At 64.0% G+C, this 17,629-nt stretch carries 17 protein-coding genes; 6 read left to right on the top strand and 11 right to left on the bottom strand.

Annotated features, from left to right (window positions below; translation table 11 throughout):
- Nucleotides 1-43: 43 nt before the first annotated feature.
- The 7 genes from asnB to SSA02_RS03720 are packed head-to-tail and all read right to left on the bottom strand — an operon-like array spanning nt 44 to nt 6,762.
- Entirely contained in the window at nt 44-1,792 is a 1,749-nt protein-coding gene (gene asnB, locus SSA02_RS03750; protein ID WP_147092528.1) for an asparagine synthase (glutamine-hydrolyzing), read from the bottom strand.
- Between the two features lie 2 nt (nt 1,793-1,794).
- Entirely contained in the window at nt 1,795-2,889 is a 1,095-nt protein-coding gene (locus tag SSA02_RS03745) for a glycosyltransferase (RefSeq protein ID WP_246103591.1), read from the bottom strand.
- Between the two features lie 7 nt (nt 2,890-2,896).
- Nucleotides 2,897-3,796 carry a glycosyltransferase family 9 protein gene (locus tag SSA02_RS03740; protein ID WP_147092526.1) on the bottom strand — a complete coding sequence of 300 codons (900 nt, stop codon included), beginning with the start codon at nt 3,794-3,796 and terminating at the stop codon, nt 2,897-2,899.
- Nucleotides 3,793-4,470 carry a DNA polymerase III subunit epsilon gene (gene dnaQ / locus SSA02_RS03735; RefSeq protein ID WP_147092525.1) on the bottom strand — a complete coding sequence of 226 codons (678 nt, stop codon included), beginning with the start codon at nt 4,468-4,470 and terminating at the stop codon, nt 3,793-3,795. The genes SSA02_RS03740 and dnaQ overlap by 4 nt, the downstream gene beginning before the upstream one ends.
- Complete coding sequence (coaE, locus tag SSA02_RS03730) at nt 4,467-5,060, bottom strand: dephospho-CoA kinase (protein ID WP_147092524.1); 594 nt, start codon at nt 5,058-5,060, stop codon at nt 4,467-4,469. Before coaE ends, dnaQ begins: the two co-directional genes overlap by 4 nt.
- A 29-nt stretch (nt 5,061-5,089) precedes the next feature.
- Complete coding sequence (gene aroE / locus SSA02_RS03725; protein WP_147092692.1) at nt 5,090-5,956, bottom strand: shikimate dehydrogenase; 867 nt, start codon at nt 5,954-5,956, stop codon at nt 5,090-5,092.
- A 32-nt stretch (nt 5,957-5,988) separates the two neighbouring features.
- Nucleotides 5,989-6,762 carry an N-formylglutamate amidohydrolase gene (locus tag SSA02_RS03720; protein ID WP_147092523.1) on the bottom strand — a complete coding sequence of 258 codons (774 nt, stop codon included), beginning with the start codon at nt 6,760-6,762 and terminating at the stop codon, nt 5,989-5,991.
- A gap of 61 nt (nt 6,763-6,823) precedes the next feature.
- On the opposite strand from SSA02_RS03720, the gene argH reads away from it, so the two are divergent.
- Nucleotides 6,824-8,281: an argininosuccinate lyase gene (gene argH / locus SSA02_RS03715; RefSeq protein ID WP_147092522.1), complete on the top strand. Its 1,458-nt coding sequence runs from the start codon at nt 6,824-6,826 to the stop codon at nt 8,279-8,281.
- Nucleotides 8,278-8,415 (top strand): hypothetical protein, encoded by a 138-nt coding sequence (locus tag SSA02_RS12675; protein WP_186807658.1) that lies wholly within the window; start codon nt 8,278-8,280, stop codon nt 8,413-8,415. The genes argH and SSA02_RS12675 overlap by 4 nt, the downstream gene beginning before the upstream one ends.
- Here SSA02_RS12675 and gluQRS read toward each other — a convergent pair.
- Complete coding sequence (gene gluQRS / locus SSA02_RS03710; protein WP_147092521.1) at nt 8,400-9,326, bottom strand: tRNA glutamyl-Q(34) synthetase GluQRS; 927 nt, start codon at nt 9,324-9,326, stop codon at nt 8,400-8,402. The genes SSA02_RS12675 and gluQRS overlap by 16 nt on opposite strands.
- 135 nt (nt 9,327-9,461) lie before the next feature.
- Between gluQRS and SSA02_RS03705 the strand changes: the two genes are divergently transcribed.
- The 4 genes from SSA02_RS03705 to SSA02_RS03690 all read left to right on the top strand — a co-directional run bounded on the left by SSA02_RS03705 (nt 9,462) and on the right by SSA02_RS03690 (nt 13,069).
- Entirely contained in the window at nt 9,462-10,025 is a 564-nt protein-coding gene (locus tag SSA02_RS03705) for an HNH endonuclease (RefSeq protein ID WP_147092520.1), read from the top strand.
- Between the two features lie 328 nt (nt 10,026-10,353).
- Nucleotides 10,354-10,938: a sterol desaturase family protein gene (locus tag SSA02_RS12670; RefSeq protein WP_186807657.1), complete on the top strand. Its 585-nt coding sequence runs from the start codon at nt 10,354-10,356 to the stop codon at nt 10,936-10,938.
- Between the two features lie 16 nt (nt 10,939-10,954).
- Entirely contained in the window at nt 10,955-12,115 is a 1,161-nt protein-coding gene (locus tag SSA02_RS03695) for a glycosyltransferase family 4 protein (RefSeq protein ID WP_147092518.1), read from the top strand.
- A gap of 237 nt (nt 12,116-12,352) precedes the next feature.
- Nucleotides 12,353-13,069, top strand: coding sequence for a hypothetical protein (locus SSA02_RS03690; RefSeq protein WP_147092517.1), 717 nt, complete (start codon nt 12,353-12,355; stop codon nt 13,067-13,069).
- Between the two features lie 107 nt (nt 13,070-13,176).
- Here the strand turns inward: SSA02_RS03690 and SSA02_RS03685 are convergent, their stop codons facing one another.
- From SSA02_RS03685 to SSA02_RS03675, 3 genes are read right to left on the bottom strand one after another with little or no spacing between them, the layout of a single operon-like run.
- Nucleotides 13,177-14,400 (bottom strand): glycosyltransferase family 4 protein, encoded by a 1,224-nt coding sequence (locus SSA02_RS03685; protein ID WP_246103589.1) that lies wholly within the window; start codon nt 14,398-14,400, stop codon nt 13,177-13,179.
- Nucleotides 14,397-15,680 (bottom strand): capsule biosynthesis protein, encoded by a 1,284-nt coding sequence (locus SSA02_RS03680; RefSeq protein WP_186807665.1) that lies wholly within the window; start codon nt 15,678-15,680, stop codon nt 14,397-14,399. Before SSA02_RS03680 ends, SSA02_RS03685 begins: the two co-directional genes overlap by 4 nt.
- A 56-nt stretch (nt 15,681-15,736) precedes the next feature.
- The gene (locus SSA02_RS03675) at nt 15,737-17,515 is read right to left on the bottom strand and encodes a capsular polysaccharide export protein, LipB/KpsS family (protein WP_147092516.1); all 1,779 of its coding nucleotides are present in this window, start codon (nt 17,513-17,515) and stop codon (nt 15,737-15,739) included.
- Nucleotides 17,516-17,629: the final 114 nt, after the last annotated feature.

Below are 17,629 nucleotides of genomic sequence, written 5' to 3'. Positions count from 1 at the left end.
CATGATCGGGGGGTAGGGTCGGGGGGAGAGGCAAGATCGTCAGTCAGGGGCCGGACGCGGCGAGTGTCTCGAACACGTCGCCATCGGATGGCCCGGTCTCGATATGGATGCGATGCCACAGGGCATAGAAAAGCAGGACCCAGGCCGCGTGGCGCTCTCGCCGCCCGGTCGCATCCCGGAAGAGTTTCCCGATCGTCTCCGGCGGAACGACCCCGGCGAGGCCGCGACTTCGGGCAACCAGCGGGCCGAGACTCGCCGCCCGCGCGGCGATCCAGTCTCCGACCGGCACCGTGAAGCCCTGTTTCGGCGCGAAAGGCGTCGCCTCCGGAACATGGCGGGAGACCCATCGCCGCAGAAGGTATTTTCCCGTCCCGCCCCTGATCTTGAGTTCGTCGGGCAGGCTCCAGGCAAGCGTAGCGACGGCCGGATCGAGAAGCGGGGTTCGCCCCTCGATGCCATGGGCCATGAGACAGCGATCGAGCTTGATAAGCAGATCGTTGGGAAGCCATTCCTTCAGATCGAGTGCCTGCGCCGCGCGCAGCCGGGTCTCCTCCCGTCCCGGTGCCAGATCGCCGCGCCAGCTGCCCCCGGAAGCGAGACGACACAGCCCGTCGAGCATGCCGCGTCGATAGGGCATTCTGCCCCCGCGCCACCACGGACGCATGGCCTTGCGGTAACGACCGTACCCAGCGAAAAGCTCGTCCCCTCCCTCTCCACTGAGAATGACCGTCACATCCTTTCGCGCAGCACGGGCGAGAAACCAGGTCGGGATCGTGGCGTAATCGGCCACGGGATCGTCGAGACAGGCGACGATCTGCGGCAGGAATCGCCAGACCATGGCCTCGGTCACCGTGAGGATCTCGTGACGCGCGCCCAGAACGCGCGCCAGACTGGCCGCCTGCGCGCTTTCATCGACCGAACCCTTATCGAATCGCGCGGTCCAGGCCAGAGGCGCCTCTCCACCGAGGCGCGTCATGGCGGCGAGCACCGCCGTGCTGTCGATCCCGCCGGAGAGGAACATGCCGAACGGGACATCCGCGCGCTCATGTGCGGCAACGCTGTCCATGAGCGCCGTATCGAGCTTTGCAAGCGCCCGGTCCTCGCTGAGCGATGACACGATCCGCCCCGAGCATCCGGGCTGGTGGCGCGATCCGGCAAGGCGGCCATCGACGAACCGGAGGGTTTCGCCCGGCAGGACACGCATGATACCCGGATAGATCGTCTCCCTGCCGCTCGTAAACTGCAGCTGGAGAAGCTGGTCGCGCGCATCGGGCCGGATCCGCCGCTCGAACAGCCCCGTGGCAAGCAGTGCCCCGGGTTCGGACGCGAAGACCACACCCGCCTCGCCCAGCCCGTAATAGAGCGGCTTGATCCCGAAAGGATCGCGGCTGAGCGTGAGAACGCTTTGCGGCCCGGAACTGTCGAGTATCGCGATCGCATACATGCCACGCAGGGCGAGCGTGTACTCCATGCCCTTTCCGGGCCAGAGATAGAGCGGCGATTCGCAGTCGCTCCCGGTACGAAACGGCGCATCGGGAAGCGCGCGGCGCAGGTCGGGATCGTTATAGATCTCTCCATTGGCCACCAGAGCCACCGCCCCGTCCAGAAGCGGCTGGGCGCCCCCTTCCAGATCGACGATGGACAGACGTCTGTGGACGAGCGCCGCCGCCCCGGTCACATGGAACCCCTCGCCATCGGGACCGCGATGCCTCAGGGCGTCGGCCATGCGGCGCAACACGGCCGGATCGGGGCGATGGCCCGGGAGGCAGGCGATCCCCGCTATACCGCACATCCCTAGCGTTCCCCGCCGTTTCTCTTCGCCATCCCGTCCAGGAACGCATCCCAGCGCCTCAGCACCACCGGCTCGGAGAACTCACGCTCGAACCGCGCACGCCCGTTTCGCGACAGCGCGGCCGCCTTTCCGGGATCGCCGAGCACCTCGGCGATCGCTGCGGACAAGGCAGCGGGGTCCTCCGGCGGAACGAGAACCCCGTCCTGCGTGCCCCCGAGCACCTCCTGCGGGCCCTGAATGGCGCTCGCGACCACCGGGCGCCCTGCCGAAAGCCCCTCGATCACCACATTGCCCAGAGGCTCGATCCGGGACGGACAGACCATGAGATCGCAGGCCCGCAGCCACGCACCGCCCGACTGGGTCCAGCCGGGCATGTGCACGCGTTCGGCCACCCCCTCACGACGCGCCAGCTCTTCCAGCGCCGCACGCTCGGGTCCCTCTCCCGCTATGACGAGATGAACGCCGGAAAGCGCCGGCATCGCGCGGATCAGCACGTCGAAGGCCTTGTTGCGATGCAACCGGCCCAGAGCGAGGATGAACGGTGCGCCCCCGACCGGCCCCACAGGCCGAACCGGATCGACATTGCCGAGATCAGCCGCGAAATTCGGCAAATGATGAACGCGCTCTGCCGGCCACCCCTCTGCGATCATCCAGCGCACGAGACCCTGCGTATTGCCGATCAGATCGGAGCAGCGCCGGTAATTCGCCAGATCGTAATATCCGCCGAGCCGACCGGCGACCGGCCAGGGCCCGTCGGGCATCATGCGGGCGGCGCGGCTCATCCATGCGATCGCCACATCCGGGGCGAATGCGCGGAGCGCCCTGGACAGTCCCGGGCGCGTGCGCAGATCCAGCAGCCCGCCGAAACGGAAACCCGCCGTCCTCACTCCGGCCTCGCCGAGACGCGATTCCCGCGCCGGATCGCGCCTCAGGAGGGAGAGAACATCGTGCCCCGCACGGGTCTGCGCGATGGAGAGCCGCTCATAGAAAAGCTCGGCCCCGCCACTTTGCGCACCGGCCATGACATGGGCGATACGCAGGCCGCACCTTGCGCCGGAGGAAATTCCGCTGGAACGCGATGATCTGACCTCGCTCATCGTTTCTCTATCCTTCATCCCGAAGGAGGGCACAAGCCGAGGCGATCACCTGCGCAGTCGAAAGCCCGGCGATCGGCGCCTCTCCTTCCGGCCCGGGCGCCACGACGGATCTGGCCCGCGATCCGCATGGCGCATATTCGGAAACGCGGCTCGGACCGAACAGACCGAGCGTCGCGATACCGGTGGCAGCCGCCAGATGCATGAGCCCGGAATCGTTCCCGACGAACAGCGTGCAGCGACGCAGGAAAGCGGCGACGAGCCCGAGGGGATGATCCCCGCCGAGATCCAGCGCATCGGGCAGGGCATCGAGAACCGCCCTTGCCCGGGCATGCTCCGACGCTCCCGGGCCATAGAACACCACAGGCTGCAACCCCTGCGCATCCAGGGCCTCGGCCAGAGCCACGAAACGATCGGCCGGCCAGATCTTGCCGTCCCAGTTGGCTGTGGGAGCGAGGGCGAGATACCGCTTTCCCTTCGGGAGAATGGCTTCGGCAAGCCGCATCTGCCCGGGTCGGGACCAGCTCGCGGGGCGCAGGATGGGGGTATCGGGAAAGACGGATGAAAGCTGCCCGATACGCGCGCCGGGGCGTCTTCCCCCGCGCATGATCCTGCGCGTGCCGCAAGGCAGGAAGAACGAGATGCCCGACCCCCTCAGATCGATGACGATATCCCACCATCGAAGCACGCAGCGCCGCCAGAGATCGGCCCAGTGCAGATCGAAGCGCCGTTTTTCAAGAACGATCACACGCTCCACCGCCGGGCATGGCTCGAAATACGAAGCCGCCACCGGACCGCAAACGACCGTGATGCGCGCCCGGGGCTGTCTCGCAATCACTTCGTTCAGCACGCCGGAGGAGATAACCGCATCCCCGAGACGGTTGGAGGTGATGAACAGGATCCGTTTCATCGCAGCCAGATCGGGTCCTTGAGGGTCCGGACGAAGGCATCGTGCGCGGCACAGTCCCCCTCAGCGGGAGGCGCCATCGGGCGCGGTTTCCTGTCCGGATCGCGCCGGTAGGTCGCAACCCCGCCGCCATTGCCGGACACGGCAAGACCGAGGCCGCGCTGGCGGCCGCCCATCAGCTCCAGATAGACTTCCGCGAGCAGCTTGCAATCGAGCAGGGCGTTATGGGTGGTGCGCGCCGAAAGGTCGATGTCGAAGCGGCGACAGAGCGCATCGAGCGAGTTGGGCAGACCGGGATAGCGTTTCTTGGCCATTTCGAGCGTGTCGATCATGCGCGATCGCGCGAGCGGCGCCTGTCCGCAGCGCTCGAGTTCGGCATTGACGAAGCCGAAATCGAACGGCGCGTTATGGGCGATGAGGGCGTCCTCTCCGATGAACGCAACGAACCCTGCTGCTATCTCCGCGAATTTCGGCTTGTCCTCCAGATCGGCCAGGGTAAATCCATGCACGCGGCTCGCCTCCGGCGGAACATCGCGCTCGGGATTGATGAGAACGTGAAAATTCTGCCCGGTCGGCAGATCGTCGATCAGTTCGAGCGCCGCGATCTCGATCACGCGATCGCCCGTGGCCGGATCCAGACCTGTCGTTTCCGTATCGAAAAGTATGGATCGCTTCATGCGCGGGTCTCCAGTGTCCTGATCAGCTTCTCGACCTGTCGCCGTGTCTGGAAGCGGGAAAGCCCGGTCCTTATCACGTGATCGGCACGTCGTCGCCGCAAGGCATCGTCCATCTGACGGGCGATGAGGGCGCGCGCCTGCGCCTCGCTCAGGGATCGCCGCCTGCGGATGCGCCCCAGACGAACCGGTAGCGGTGCCGTCACGACAAGCGTCACGTCGCAGTCCCGGTCGGCGCCGGTCTCGAACAGAAGCGGGATATCGAGCACGCATCCCGCAACGCGACGGCGCCTCATGCGATGCAGGAATCGTCGCCGCGCCGCACGGATCAGCGGATGAACGATCGCCTCGAGCGCCCTCGTCTCCCCGGGCTGGCCGATGACGGCCCGACGCAAGGCGACACGATCCACCATGCCGTCATGCACGGCAGCGGGCCAGCGCGCCGCAATCGCGGGCACTGCAGCCCCGTCGCGTGCCTGGAGGCGATGCACCTCCGCATCGGCGTCGAATACCGGCCAGCCCGCGCGCGCGAACAGCTGCGCGACCGTGGTCTTCCCGGCCGCCATCCCCCCGGTCAGTCCAAGGACGATCATTCGCGCGCGTTCACGGCCCGGAATCCCCCTCAGCCCAAAGTCGCGACGACACGCGCGCGCAGGGCTGCCATGGAGCCCTCTTCCGTGACCCCGGCAGGATCCTCGCCCGGCATCCTGCCGAACCACGCGGCAAATCCGGGGCGGGCCTGATGGATGAGCATCCCGAGCCCGTCGACGGTCGCAAGGCCGCGCGCGCGCGCCGCGGCGAGCAACGGTGTCTCGAGCGGCATATAGACGATATCGGACACGGCCAGATCCGGCGCGGCACCCCCGAGCGCCGCGCTCCAGTCATAGTCACCCTGTCCGCCCATGCCGAGCGCCGTCGTGTTGACCAGAAGCGAGACCTCCGGGAGGCTTTCGGGCCAGCGCTCCCAGGGGACGACCGTACCGCCTCCCAGCGCCTCGACGAGTTCGGCAGCCCTGGCGGTGGTCCGGTTCGCGAGGAGAAGCGAACATCCCGAGTCGAGAAGGGCGGCGCAGATGGCGCGCGATGCCCCTCCCGCACCCAGAACGAGAGCTTTGCGCGGCATCGCGATGCCGGCCTCCGAGAGGCTTGCCAGATAGCCCGTGCCATCCGTGCAATCTCCGGTGATCGTACCGTCCTCTTCGAATATCAGCGTATTCACCGCGCCCGCACGGTCCGCCGCCCGCGTGCGCCGATCGACGAGCGCAAAAGCCGCCTCCTTGTGCGGAATCGTGACATTGCTCCCCCTGAACCCGAGGGATTGCATTGTCCTGATCCCCCGCTCGAAGGCCTCGGGCGGCAGGGGAATGGCGCAATACAGCCCCTCGATCCCGAGGGTATCGCACCAGTAATTGTGCAAGAGGGGGGATCGCGTGGCAGTGAGCGGCCACCCCGTCACTGCGGCAAGACGCGGGATACCGGCGGGAAACAGCGCGGCGAGCGCCTCGCGCGCCGCGTCGAGGTTCAGGTCGTTTCCGACACAGCGTGCCAGTATTGCGGCAACAGCCGCGCCAGTCTCCGTGCCCAAGATATCTGTCCCGCCTCGTTTTCTATCAGATCCTGACGGATCTCGATTTCCAGATAAGGCAATCCGCCCTTCTCCGCATGATAGGGCACCGTATAATCCGATGTCGCGGTGAGCACATAGGGTTCATTGTCTCCGACGCAGAGATCCCCCTCCGCACGGAGAAGATCGAGCATGATCCCGGCAGAGCGCGTATCGCGATGATGAAGGATGCCGACATGCCAGGGCCGTGCGACCCCGTTCATGCATGGCGTGAAGCTGTGAAGCGCGATCAGGGCCGTCGGACGGCGACGGGCTGCGAGAACGGCTGCGATCCGGTCGTGATAGGGATGGAGGATCTCGTTTTCCCGCCTCGCCCGGCAGATCGCGTCGAGAGCGATATTACCCGTGACGGGCGTTCGATCCGAGAGCGCGGGAATCGACCCGGGATGGCCGGGAGCCCGGTTGCTGTCGATGACGAGGCGCGAATAGACCTGCTCGATCAGATCCGCGCCAAGCAGACGATGCAGCGCGACCCCGACCCCGTGAATGCCGATATCCCAGGCGATATGCCGGTTCCAGTCATCTGCCGACACGCCGAGATCTCCGAGTCGCCGAGGCACGGCGCGACCGGCATGGTCGCTCACCAGAACGAAGGGCGAGTCCGTCTCTGCCTGCATGACCCTGTAGGGGGCCGGATCGTCGGGTCCGAGAAGGGGAAGAGTTCCGCTCATCAATTGCGCACGCTGTCCTGACTGACTAGATTGCGGCCTTCTTGACCATATTCCTGACGCCATGGACACCCCTGTGACCGAGACAGATCCGAACGCCGCAGAAACTGCGCCCCCCAGCGCGCCGAGACTGGCAAACCCGCAATGGGGTGGCCGCTTCGCAGCCGGCCCGGCTGCCATCATGGCCGATATCAACGCCTCCATTGCTTTCGACAAGACCTTGTGGCGTCAGGATATACGGGGATCGCTCGCCCATGCGGCGATGCTCGCACGCGTCGGATTGCTGACCGCGTCCGAGGAGCAGGAGATCCGCGAAGGACTGAACGGCATCGCCGAAGAGATCGCGAACGACCGGTTCGAATTCTCGCAGGAGCTCGAGGATATTCACATGAATATCGAGGCCCGCCTCTCCGAACGGATCGGCGAAGCCGGAAAGCGCCTGCATACGGCGCGGTCGCGCAACGATCAGGTGGCGACCGATTTCCGTCTCTGGGTTCGCGACGCGATCGACGGCATCAGCGGACAGATCGCGGCGCTCATGCGTTCGCTCGCCACCCGTGCCCGGGACCATGCGGCCGATGCCATGCCCGGTTTCACGCATCTGCAGGTCGCCCAGCCCGTAACGTTCGGCCATCATCTCCTCGCTTACGTCGAGATGCTCTCGCGCGATCTCGGCCGTCTGGGCGACGCGCGCGCGCGACTCAATGAATGTCCTCTCGGTTCGGCAGCGCTCGCAGGGACATCGTTCCCGATCGACCGGCATTTCACCGCTGCGCAGCTGGGATTCGACCGGCCGACCGCAAATTCGCTCGACTCGGTCTCCGACAGGGATTTCGCGCTCGAATATCTCTCGGCGCTCTCTCTGCTCGGTATGCATCTCTCCCGCCTGTCGGAAGAACTCGTTCTGTGGTGCTCGGCGCCGTTCGGGTTCATTCGCCTGTCCGACGGTTTCACCACCGGCTCCTCCATCATGCCGCAAAAGAAGAACCCCGACGCGGCCGAACTGGTACGCGCGAAGGTCGGACGCATCGCCGGCGACTATATGGGGCTCCTCATGGTGATGAAGGGTCTGCCACTCGCCTACGCCAAGGATACGCAGGAGGACAAGGAGCCGGTCTTCGATGCGACGGAGGCTGCAACGCTCTCTCTTGCGGCCATGGACGGCATGATCCGCGATATGGTCGCGGATACGGGACGGATGCGTGACCTCGCCGGGACGGGTTTTGCCACCGCCACGGATCTGGCCGACTGGCTCGTGCGTGTGCCGCGCCTTCCCTTCCGCACCGCGCATCACGTTACCGGGCGGCTCGTGGGCATGGCCGAAGCGAAAGGATGCGACCTGTCCGATCTCACCCTCGAGGAGATGCAGGGCGTCGAGCCGCGTATCGATCGGGGGATCTTCGACGTCCTGACCGTCGACTCCTCGCTCGCCTCGCGCACGAGCGAGGGCGGAACGGCACCTGAAAACGTCCTTCGCGCAGCGCAGCTCTGGCTCGATCGCCTCGGGGAGAACCGGTCGTGAAGCCTGTGCTGCGCCTGTTCTGCCTCTGTCTGGCCGGAGGCGTCATCCTTGCCGGTTGCGGCAAGAAAGGCGCCCCCCATGCGCCCGGCCCCGCCGATCGCATCACCTATCCGCATACCTATCCGCCGGAATAGGAATCCCCCGGACCGGGAAGGTTCCCGGGGGCATGGAAGACCGCGCCCGGTCGGTCTTCCGGGCGCGCCTCGTCCCTGAGGGCGCGCATGAGACGGTCCCCGGCAAGCCCGAGGACGTCTCGCGCAGAGAATCCATGGGCCCGGAGCGTCCGTATCCCCTCGTCACCATCTCTTTTCGACAGTTTCCGTCCTGTCTCGTCGCGCAGGAGAGGATGATGCGCGTAAAGCGGAGACGGAAGACCAAGCAGAGCCTGCAATACGCGATGGACGCCGCTGGCCGACAGCAGATCCGCCCCCCTCGTGACGAGGGTGACGTTCTGCAATGCGTCGTCGCATGTCACGCAGAGATGGTAGGAGATCCCGCTCTCCCTGCGCCCGATCACGACATCGCCGAAGGCGTTCGCCTGTCCGGCGCAGAGTGTGCCATCGACATTGCGCCAGCCGGGCGCCCCCCCGAGGCGTTCGAGCGCCGCCTGCATATCGAGCCGCCAGACATGAGGAGCATCCGGTATGCGACCGGAGCGCAACGCATGGCTGCGGCAGGCTCCTCCGTAAACGACGCTCCCGTCGGGTGCTTCGCCCAGTCCTTCGGCGCGGACCTTGGCCCGGCTGCATGTGCAGGGATAGAGCAGACCCATCCCGTGCAGCCGCTCGCGCATGGCGAGGTAGAGCGCCCGACGCTCCGACTGGCGAAGTACGGGTTCATCGGACACGATACCGAGCCAGCCGAGATCCTCGCGGAGCGCGTCTTCGTAACGCGGCAGACAGCGCTGGGTATCGATATCCTCGATACGGATGAGAAATGTCCCGTCCCGTCCGGCCATCTGCCGCGAATACATGGCGGAAACGACATGACCGAGATGGAGGAATCCGGTCGGGCTCGGCGCGAAACGTGTACGAAAACCTGTCATCAAACCTTCGCTTGCCCTCTTCACGGAAAGCTGAAATAGTCAAATCCTACAGACAGACGGCGCGTATCTAAAGGCGCTGGTTTCCCGTCGCGCTTGCAATGATCCGGTCGCGTCGTCCCAAAGAGGATGCGATCGATGCTTGCCACCGCCCAGCATTTCCCTGCCCTTGTTCTGAACGCCGATTTCCGGCCCCTCTCCTATTTCCCTCTCTCGCTCTGGTCCTGGCAGGAGAGTGTCAAGGCGGTCTTTCTGGACCGCGTCTCGGTGCTCAGCGAATATGACGACGTTGCGGTTCACTCCCCGAGCTGCGTGATGCGCGTACCGAGCGTCATCGCGCTCAAGGAGTATATTCCGTCCGCACGACGCCCTGCCTTCACGCGGTTCAATGTCTTCCTGCGCGACAATTTCACCTGCCAGTACTGCAACAGCCGCTTCCCGACCCACGAACTGACATTCGATCATGTCGTCCCCCGAGCCAAGGGCGGCCGCACGTCGTGGAGCAATGTGGTGACGGCATGCAGCCCGTGCAACCTGATCAAGGGATCGAAGCTCCCGGCCGAAATCGGAATGCATCCCAGAATCAGACCGATGCAACCGACCACACGACGATTGCAGGAAAACGGCAGGAGTTTCCCGCCCAACTACCTGCATGAGAGCTGGCGCGATTATCTCTACTGGGATTCCGAACTGGAGGGGTGATCCTTCGGGCCCTGCCCCCACAGGCTCCGACGATTTCCCGACGGATCCCGGGACCGGGAGGATATCCCCGGCCGCGAATGCGTCCCGACACGGTCATGTCCGACACGTCGCCGGATCGTGCGCTCATCCCGGGAGGCTGAAGACCCTGTCCGATCGTCCCGCAAGGGACATATCTGTCACACTCCTGCCCCCATCCTGCAGAATCGCGGCCACAGAGCGTCTGTTACCCTTTTTATCCTCTCCCGACACCGAGATGCCATATTGCGGGCTCGTTATGCAGGCCTCTATTATGAAACAACAGGTTGTCGCGGGTCGGGATTATGCAAACGTGAGTGTCAGGCTTTTCAACAGTGCAGCGCTCGAGCGCCTCACTTACATGCCGATGCACTGGTTTCTGCCAGTCTGGGGTGTCATTCTGGCTTCGGCCGGATGGTCCTGTCGCGCCCTGCCCCTGTCGCGCTGCTTCGCTCTCGCCTGTCTGGGTCTGGCCATATGGACCCTCACCGAGTATTTCGCGCATCGATTCCTTTTCCATCTCAATCTGCGTTCACGTCAGGGCAAGCAGTTCATTTTCCTGATTCATGGCAATCATCACGATGATCCTTCGGATTATCTGCGCAACATGATGCCTCTGGTCGTGACCCTGCCGCTGGCCTTTCTCATCTGGGCGCTCATGGGAACGCTGTATCCGAACGGAGGCGCGGCGCTCTTCCTCGGATTTGCGCTGGGTTACGTCCTTTACGATTTCGTGCACTATGCGACGCATCAGTATTCGTCCCGTTTCACACTGTTCAAGAAACTCAAGCAGCATCATCTTCGCCATCACCATATCGCGGAGCACTGCAATTACGCGGTAACCGCGATTTTCTGGGACCGCGTCTTCGGAACCCGGGCGACCGGACGCAAACGCTGATTCCGAAACCGATTTCGTGAAGATCTGTCTCGACACGCGCAATACCGGCCGCAGTGGCGGAACCGGCATTGCGACCTATACGCGCAATGTGGCTGCTGCGTCCCTCAGGGCCGGACATGAAGTCGCCTGGCTCGAAGACGGAGAAGACAATCTCGCTTCCCCTCACAGCCCCGGTGCGAAACTCCAGAGACAGCTCCGTGCTCTGAGCGCGTCCCGCCTCGCCCGGATTCAGGGCGCCCGGACTCATGAATCCTCCTGGCTCTGCCCCGATCTGTATCGGGTCGCTCATGTCCGGTTCCGGCAAACGGGGCGATTGACCCGGATCCGCTCGGTCGAAAAACCGGATCTGGTTCACTGGACGACGCCGCTCCCTCTCGAGTGGTCAGAAACACCGGGCGTCGTGACGATACACGACCTCATTCCGATTCTGCATCCGGAACTCACCGGTATCGCTCCCATCCATTTCGGCAGGATGCTCCGGCAGTGCTGCGCGAAGGCCCGTCTGATCATCACGGTCAGCGAAGCTGTACGTCGCGACGTGCTCGCCTTCGACGACCTTCCGCCGGAGAAAGTCGTCACACTTCATCAGCCTGTCGACCTGTCGGCCTACCCGGTCGAAAAGGTGCAGGCAGCGCCCGCCCTCGTCGAGCCCGGCGGTTTTGTCTTTTTCGGTGCGCTGGAGCGACGCAAGAATCTGGTGCGTCTCGTTCGGGCCTGGGCCGCGAGTGACACCGGACGCCCGCTCACCCTGATCGGTCAGCCGGGCCTGGGCGCCGATGCCCTTTTCGCGGAGCTCGATCGTCTGGGCGAGAAGCGGGACCGGATACGGATCGTTCCATGGTCGGGCCGCGATTCGCTTTTACGCACGATCGGCGAAGCCAGGGCTGTCGTCTTTCCTTCTCTCGCCGAGGGATTCGGGCTGCCGATCATCGAGGCCATGGCTCTGGGAACGCCGGTTCTGACGAGTATCGGTCATGCTACCGAAGAGATCGCGGGCGGATCGGCGCTTCTTGTCGATCCGCATTCGACGGACTCGATCCAGGCGGGTCTGGAGGCGCTAGCAGAGGACGACGCGCTTTGTGGCAAGCTGACGCAGAACGGCCTCGTTCGCGCCGACGCCTTCAGCCCCGGGCGTTTCAGCGCCGGGCTGGATGCGGCCTATAAACTCGCCCTTTGAACGCGTTCTATGCGCGCTTCAGGCGCGTCTCGGTCACTGCCTGGAAACACGATATCGCTCGACGTGATCGAAGCAACGGAATGCGGATGGCCTTGCGATTCCGATGCAAGGCCGCAGGCAAAAAGGGAACTCTTTTGTCTGCCCTATGCCGGGGTGGGCATAACTCTTCTTCCGTAATATGTGCCAGACTGATCGGACCATGCTCTAGCGCGCAGGTAAGCAATGGAGTCATGATTCATGCGTAAAGAGTTTGTCCTGTTGTCAGGCCTGTTTGCTTTTTCACTTCCCGCATGGGCTGAGGACGTCGACGTCCGTGCGCACTATACAGAAACGGCCGTTTCAAACCTCGACAGAATGCTGGCTGTGTATGAGGCCATTGAAACTGATCACGGCCAGCCGACCGGTATGAAGCTGACAGTCTGTGGAACGATCACTCCGGGCGACAAGCCAGTCGGCGACGCCCATCTCTATTTGGCAGCAGAAGGCGGTCACGTTGCGATTACCCGTCAGGGGGATTGTCGAATTGCCGTACCAGAACAGCAAAGCCTGAGAGCCCAGAATCCGAGTGTCATGGCAGCACTGTCGCCGGGCGAGACTATCGTATTCTCCGGACAGGTCGAACTTCCCTTGGCTCCGCAAGAGAGGCTTCCAGTTTCTGAACTGAGAAAATGGGCGCACAAACTCGACGACCGTATCAGCGAAAAGGCAGGGTTTATCGCATCAGCCTTCGTGCCTGACACCCGAAAGGCCGTCATAGTGGTTGGTACCGGAACCAGCCTTTCGATTGAAAACGGTGGTCGTTCAAGGCCTCTGGTCATCAACAAAGGCTCTGAAAGCTATCTCTATACCCTGGATCTGCGCAGTCTGAAGCCTGATGCCACACTGGTCTCAGACCGGCCCATTTCCAAGGTGTCTCTCGAAGTCCCGGTCCCGTTGGGGGAATGGAAGCGATAGGTTCTGTGGACCGGCAACAGCAGGACGATCGCTGACGGAGCCTCGACCGACAGTCATATGCCGCGCGTCTCGCGAGCACGTCAGAAGCCGGGCCGGCACGCCGGAGATCATTCCCGGATCCCGAGGCGAGCGAGCCCTTCGGCCACGCTCGTATCCCAGTCGCGCCCCTTCCAGTCGCCCAGCCTGACCATCTGCGCTTCACGCGGACCGTCATCCTCCACGTAGCTCATGATGAGACGCTCCCAGCCTGGTCCGTCCAGCGGGTCGACATAATCCGGTATCGACCCGCCGATCTCGCGGAAGACAGGGATGTCGGAGCAGAGAACGGGCGCTCCCGAATTGAGCGCCTCGGCAAGAGGCAGCCCGTATCCCTCGCTGAAAGACGGAAACAGCAGAGCGCGGCATCCGCGGATAAGTCCGTGCACCTCCGCATCCGGCAAACTGTTGAATTCATGAACATGCTCGGCGAGGCCCGGACAGCGCTCGAGCATATCCACGACATTCTCGTTCTCCCAGCCTCTCTTGCCGATCAGAACCAGATCGGGGGCATCCCGTCCGAGACGTTCGACGAGGCGCCGCCAGATCTTGAGAATCATCCAGTGATTCTTGCGAGGCTCGATCGTGGAGATGAACAGGAAATACGGCCCGCGATGTCTGATCGAGACCGGAAGCAAGGCGCGCTTCGTGGACACGGAATCCGTCCCCAGAGCGACGGCATGGACCGGAAGAGACGGACGCCCGAACTGGGCCGCGAGCCGCAGGACCGACTCCCGGACGCAAACCGTCGGTGTGACCACAGCCTCGGCATGTCTGAGCACCGTTTTCATACGTGCGAGATGCCTGCGATCCTCGCCCTCGCGGCCATATTCCGGAAACTCGATGGGAATGAGGTCATGGATCATGACCGCGAGCCGTGCCTCGAAACGGGCGAGCACACGCCCGACGAGGCGGGAACGGGTCAGATGATGATGCGAGACGATGAGATGAAAGCAGCCCGCTTTCGGCCGACGGCGCGCGGGAAGCCAGAGAGAGCGACGTAACCTGCGTCCCAGTGCCTTCGGGGCATCGGCCGAGATCTCATCGACAGCGCCCCCTTCCCATTGGCGCGACAGGGCTTCGCAGAACCGTACGGCAAGAGCGAAAGGCAGGACGTTGTAACGGCCCGCAGGATGAAGCGCAGAAAAATGGAGTCGATCGGCATGATGCGCGATGAGATGGCGCGCCCAGGCGAGCTCCACCCGGTCGACGCCGGTCGGAACCTCCTGCCCGGATCTCGCGATGAGCCGTGAGATATCCAGCAGGATATCGGCCCCCTGCACCGGCGCGATCAATGGACGGCCTTCGGTGTGCTGAAATGTTCCGGCACGACATGACGCGCCGAATCCGCGAATGCGATCGGGCTGTGACGCTCGAGCCGTTCGATGGCGCGCTCGACCAGAAGGCCCAGTCCCTGCTCGGAGAAAAATCCTCCCGGGATCAGACAGGTCTCGATCAGGACACGACGGAAGGCCTCGAATGTTGCCCGGTCCGGCTCGCCGGGGGCGCTCCAGAACTGATCGAGGCGTCCCTGATTCGTGAGGCCCGGAATATCGTACACGGCATGGCCGAGCGTGATCACCGGGATTCCGAAGGCCAGAGCGAGCGTCCCGGTCGTACTGTTGATCGTGACCACACCCTTCGCGCGATGGATGATCAGGGCGATGTCCCCCGCCTCCATATAGCAGACGCGCCCCTCGACCCTGTGGCGCTTCGCGGTCTCCCGTATCAGGCGCCTCCAGTCCTTGACCCCGTTATCGAGCGGATGCTCCTTGATGACCAGGAGCATATTGCGCGGAGCGTGGCGCGCGAAGGAGCCGATCACGGTCTCGATAGCGCTCGCTATCCCGTCGAATGCAGAATGAAGCCGGACCTGGGCATCGGCATCGAGCTGGAGCGGAAACAGCATCATGGGGCCGGAAAACGAATCGATCTGGCGGAGGAGTGCCTGCGTTCTGCGCTCCGCCCGACGACGACGGGACAGGCGCTTCAGCCAGCCCACCCCTTCCCTGAGCGGATGCCAGGGACGATGATCCTTCCAGTGCGGAAACCATCGGCGTGTCAGGATGTCGGCCGCGTTATATGCGACCCCCTCCGCGGCGCGACGAGGGAAGGAGGACGGAACATGGACATTTCCGCCGGGGTCGGGAAGGCTGGCCGCCAGCTTGCGATAATAGTCCGGGTCGCGCGGCAGGCTCGAATGACCGTTTACGCCCCCGAGCTCGAGCGTCACCCAGTTGGGGCGGATATATCCTTCCTCGAACACATGAACCGGAAGATGAAGCTCGCGGCAGACCGTCAGGGCCTCGACATGCATCGGGCGACAATCGCCGAAGAGAAGGACATCGGTGATGTCGTAGCGACGGATGATTGCCCTGAGCGCGTCCGGCCAAGCCTCGAGTGACCCCCGATAGGCAATTCCATTGGGCAGGCGCCAGAAGGCGACATCGCCTCCGTTGAAATTGACCTTGTAGACACCGTAGCCGTCCCGGCGCAAAGCCGCGCCAATCCTTCGGAAAAACGGCCCCATGAGCCCCTGCAGGAAAAGGAAATTGCGCCTGGGCAGAGGCGCCATCTGCGGAACGACGAGCGCGCGCGCTCCTTCCGGCGAGGGCTGGTCGATATCGGTCATCAGTTTTTCCACGGCGAGGATACGCCGTACCTTCCGAGCTTCCGGCGCAGACGGCCCTGAAACTGTCTCAGTCTCATCACCGGTCCGGGATGCCAGAGCGTTTCGTCGAGCAGCCTTTCCACGAGGAGCTCCGCCTCGCATGGCAGACCGCTGACGGGATCGAGATAAAGAGGATAGAGAAGCAATGTGCCGGCGACGAGCTGATCGAGCGTCAGAACACGCTTCCGGCGTTCCGGCGGCGCCCCGAAATCCTCGGTCAGCCCCCAACCGGCATAGAATGGCGCCCCATAGGTACAGACGCGGCATCCGCGCATGAGCCCCTCGAAACCGGCGAGAGAGGTCATGGTATGGACCTCGTCGACCTGGGCGATCAGATCGGCGATGGAACCGCCACGCGCGACGATATCGGCATGACGCAGGACCGTCTCGTCCGGGAGCGCTCCCTTGCGATGCCCCGCATCGACGTCGGGATGAGGCCTGAAGACGATGAAGGCATCCGGATTCCTCCGTCTGACCTCCTGGAGCAGGGCCTCGTTCGTTCTCACCTGGGCCTCGCCGGCAAAAGCGGTCCCGAGGGTGATCGAGAGATCGTCGGCGACCTGACCGGGCACCAGAATCCTGCGCTGCCCCGCCATACGGTCCGGAAGCAGGGCGGCAGCGCATTCGATCCCGTATTTCGTGATTCGCGAGGCAACGAGACGCGTACGCAGGGCTGAAGCCCGGGCGAGCAATGCCTCGTCGAATTCGGTTCGTCCAAGTATCTCTTCGAGATCGCTCGGCCGCGAAGGATCGAAATAGATGCCCTTGCGATCGAGCACGACAGAAGCCGGAGGAAGAAGATCGCTCCCCAACCCCACCGAGCGCAGGAAGCCGTCTTCCACGAGAGCTATGCCGACCCCGGCCTTCTGCGCCTGTTTTCCCAGTCCGCGCGGAACCCGCGCCGACCATACCGCGATGCCCCCCTCCCTGCGTCGCGCCGCTTCGACCGCAACACGGGCAGTCCGGCGGAAAACAGGGCGGCGATCATCGGAAAAGAACTGCAGGATCCTGCGTCGCTTCCACCACGACATACCGACGCAGACGGCAATACCAGCAAGCCGCTCACGCTGACGCTTCCACGTCTCAAGACAATCGAGGCACGCATGAAGATCCGAAACCTGCCCGGAATAAGGCGAGATACAGGTCAGCCCCTCTGTCAGGAACAGATAGGCCTCCCCTGCGTCCAGTGCGCGCGCGCCCGTCTCCGAGCGCAGCCGGACCCTGCTCCCCTGAACGAGGCCCTGAACCGCAAGGGCGCCCGGCTGGAACACATGGATCTCGGAGGAAAGCGCAAGAAGGCTTCGGGGCGCATACGGGCCGACCAGATATCGCCAGCCGGACGCTTCGACTTCCTCGAGCACGGCCGCATCCGGCGCATGGGTGAAATAGAGCAGCGTCTCACGCGGCTGCATCTCCCGGGCGAGGGTCGCAAGCACGGATACGCAGACGCCCTTGCGCCCGGGCATGACGACGATTCGCGCGAAGGGACCGATTGCCGGCGCGGGATCGGCCCAGAAGGGGCCGATCAGCCCAGACGCCGCCAGCCGGGCGAAGAGACGGTCCTTGTCTTCGGATTGCACGGACGTGAGCGTTCCGTGCCCGGGCCACGTTCCGGAGACGATGGCGAGAGGGGCATCTTCCCCCCAGGGTGGCACGGGGAAAATCGGATCCGCCTCCTCCCGGGCGCAGATGCGCGCACCGGAACGGGACAGGATGCGGGAGAAAACAGACGACTTCATTTGACAACTGTCTTAAACAATACGACACCCCGCTGGAAGACTACCGGCCTTCAATAAGTGGTTCCGTTTGTTGCATTTGTATGGCGGATTCATCGCGACGCCGTCTTTTCCAGG

Source organism: Swaminathania salitolerans, assembly GCF_007988945.1.
Lineage (GTDB): Bacteria > Pseudomonadota > Alphaproteobacteria > Acetobacterales > Acetobacteraceae > Swaminathania > Swaminathania salitolerans.
Note: the sequence above shows the minus strand (reverse complement) of the source record. Positions and strands in the feature narration are given on the sequence as shown.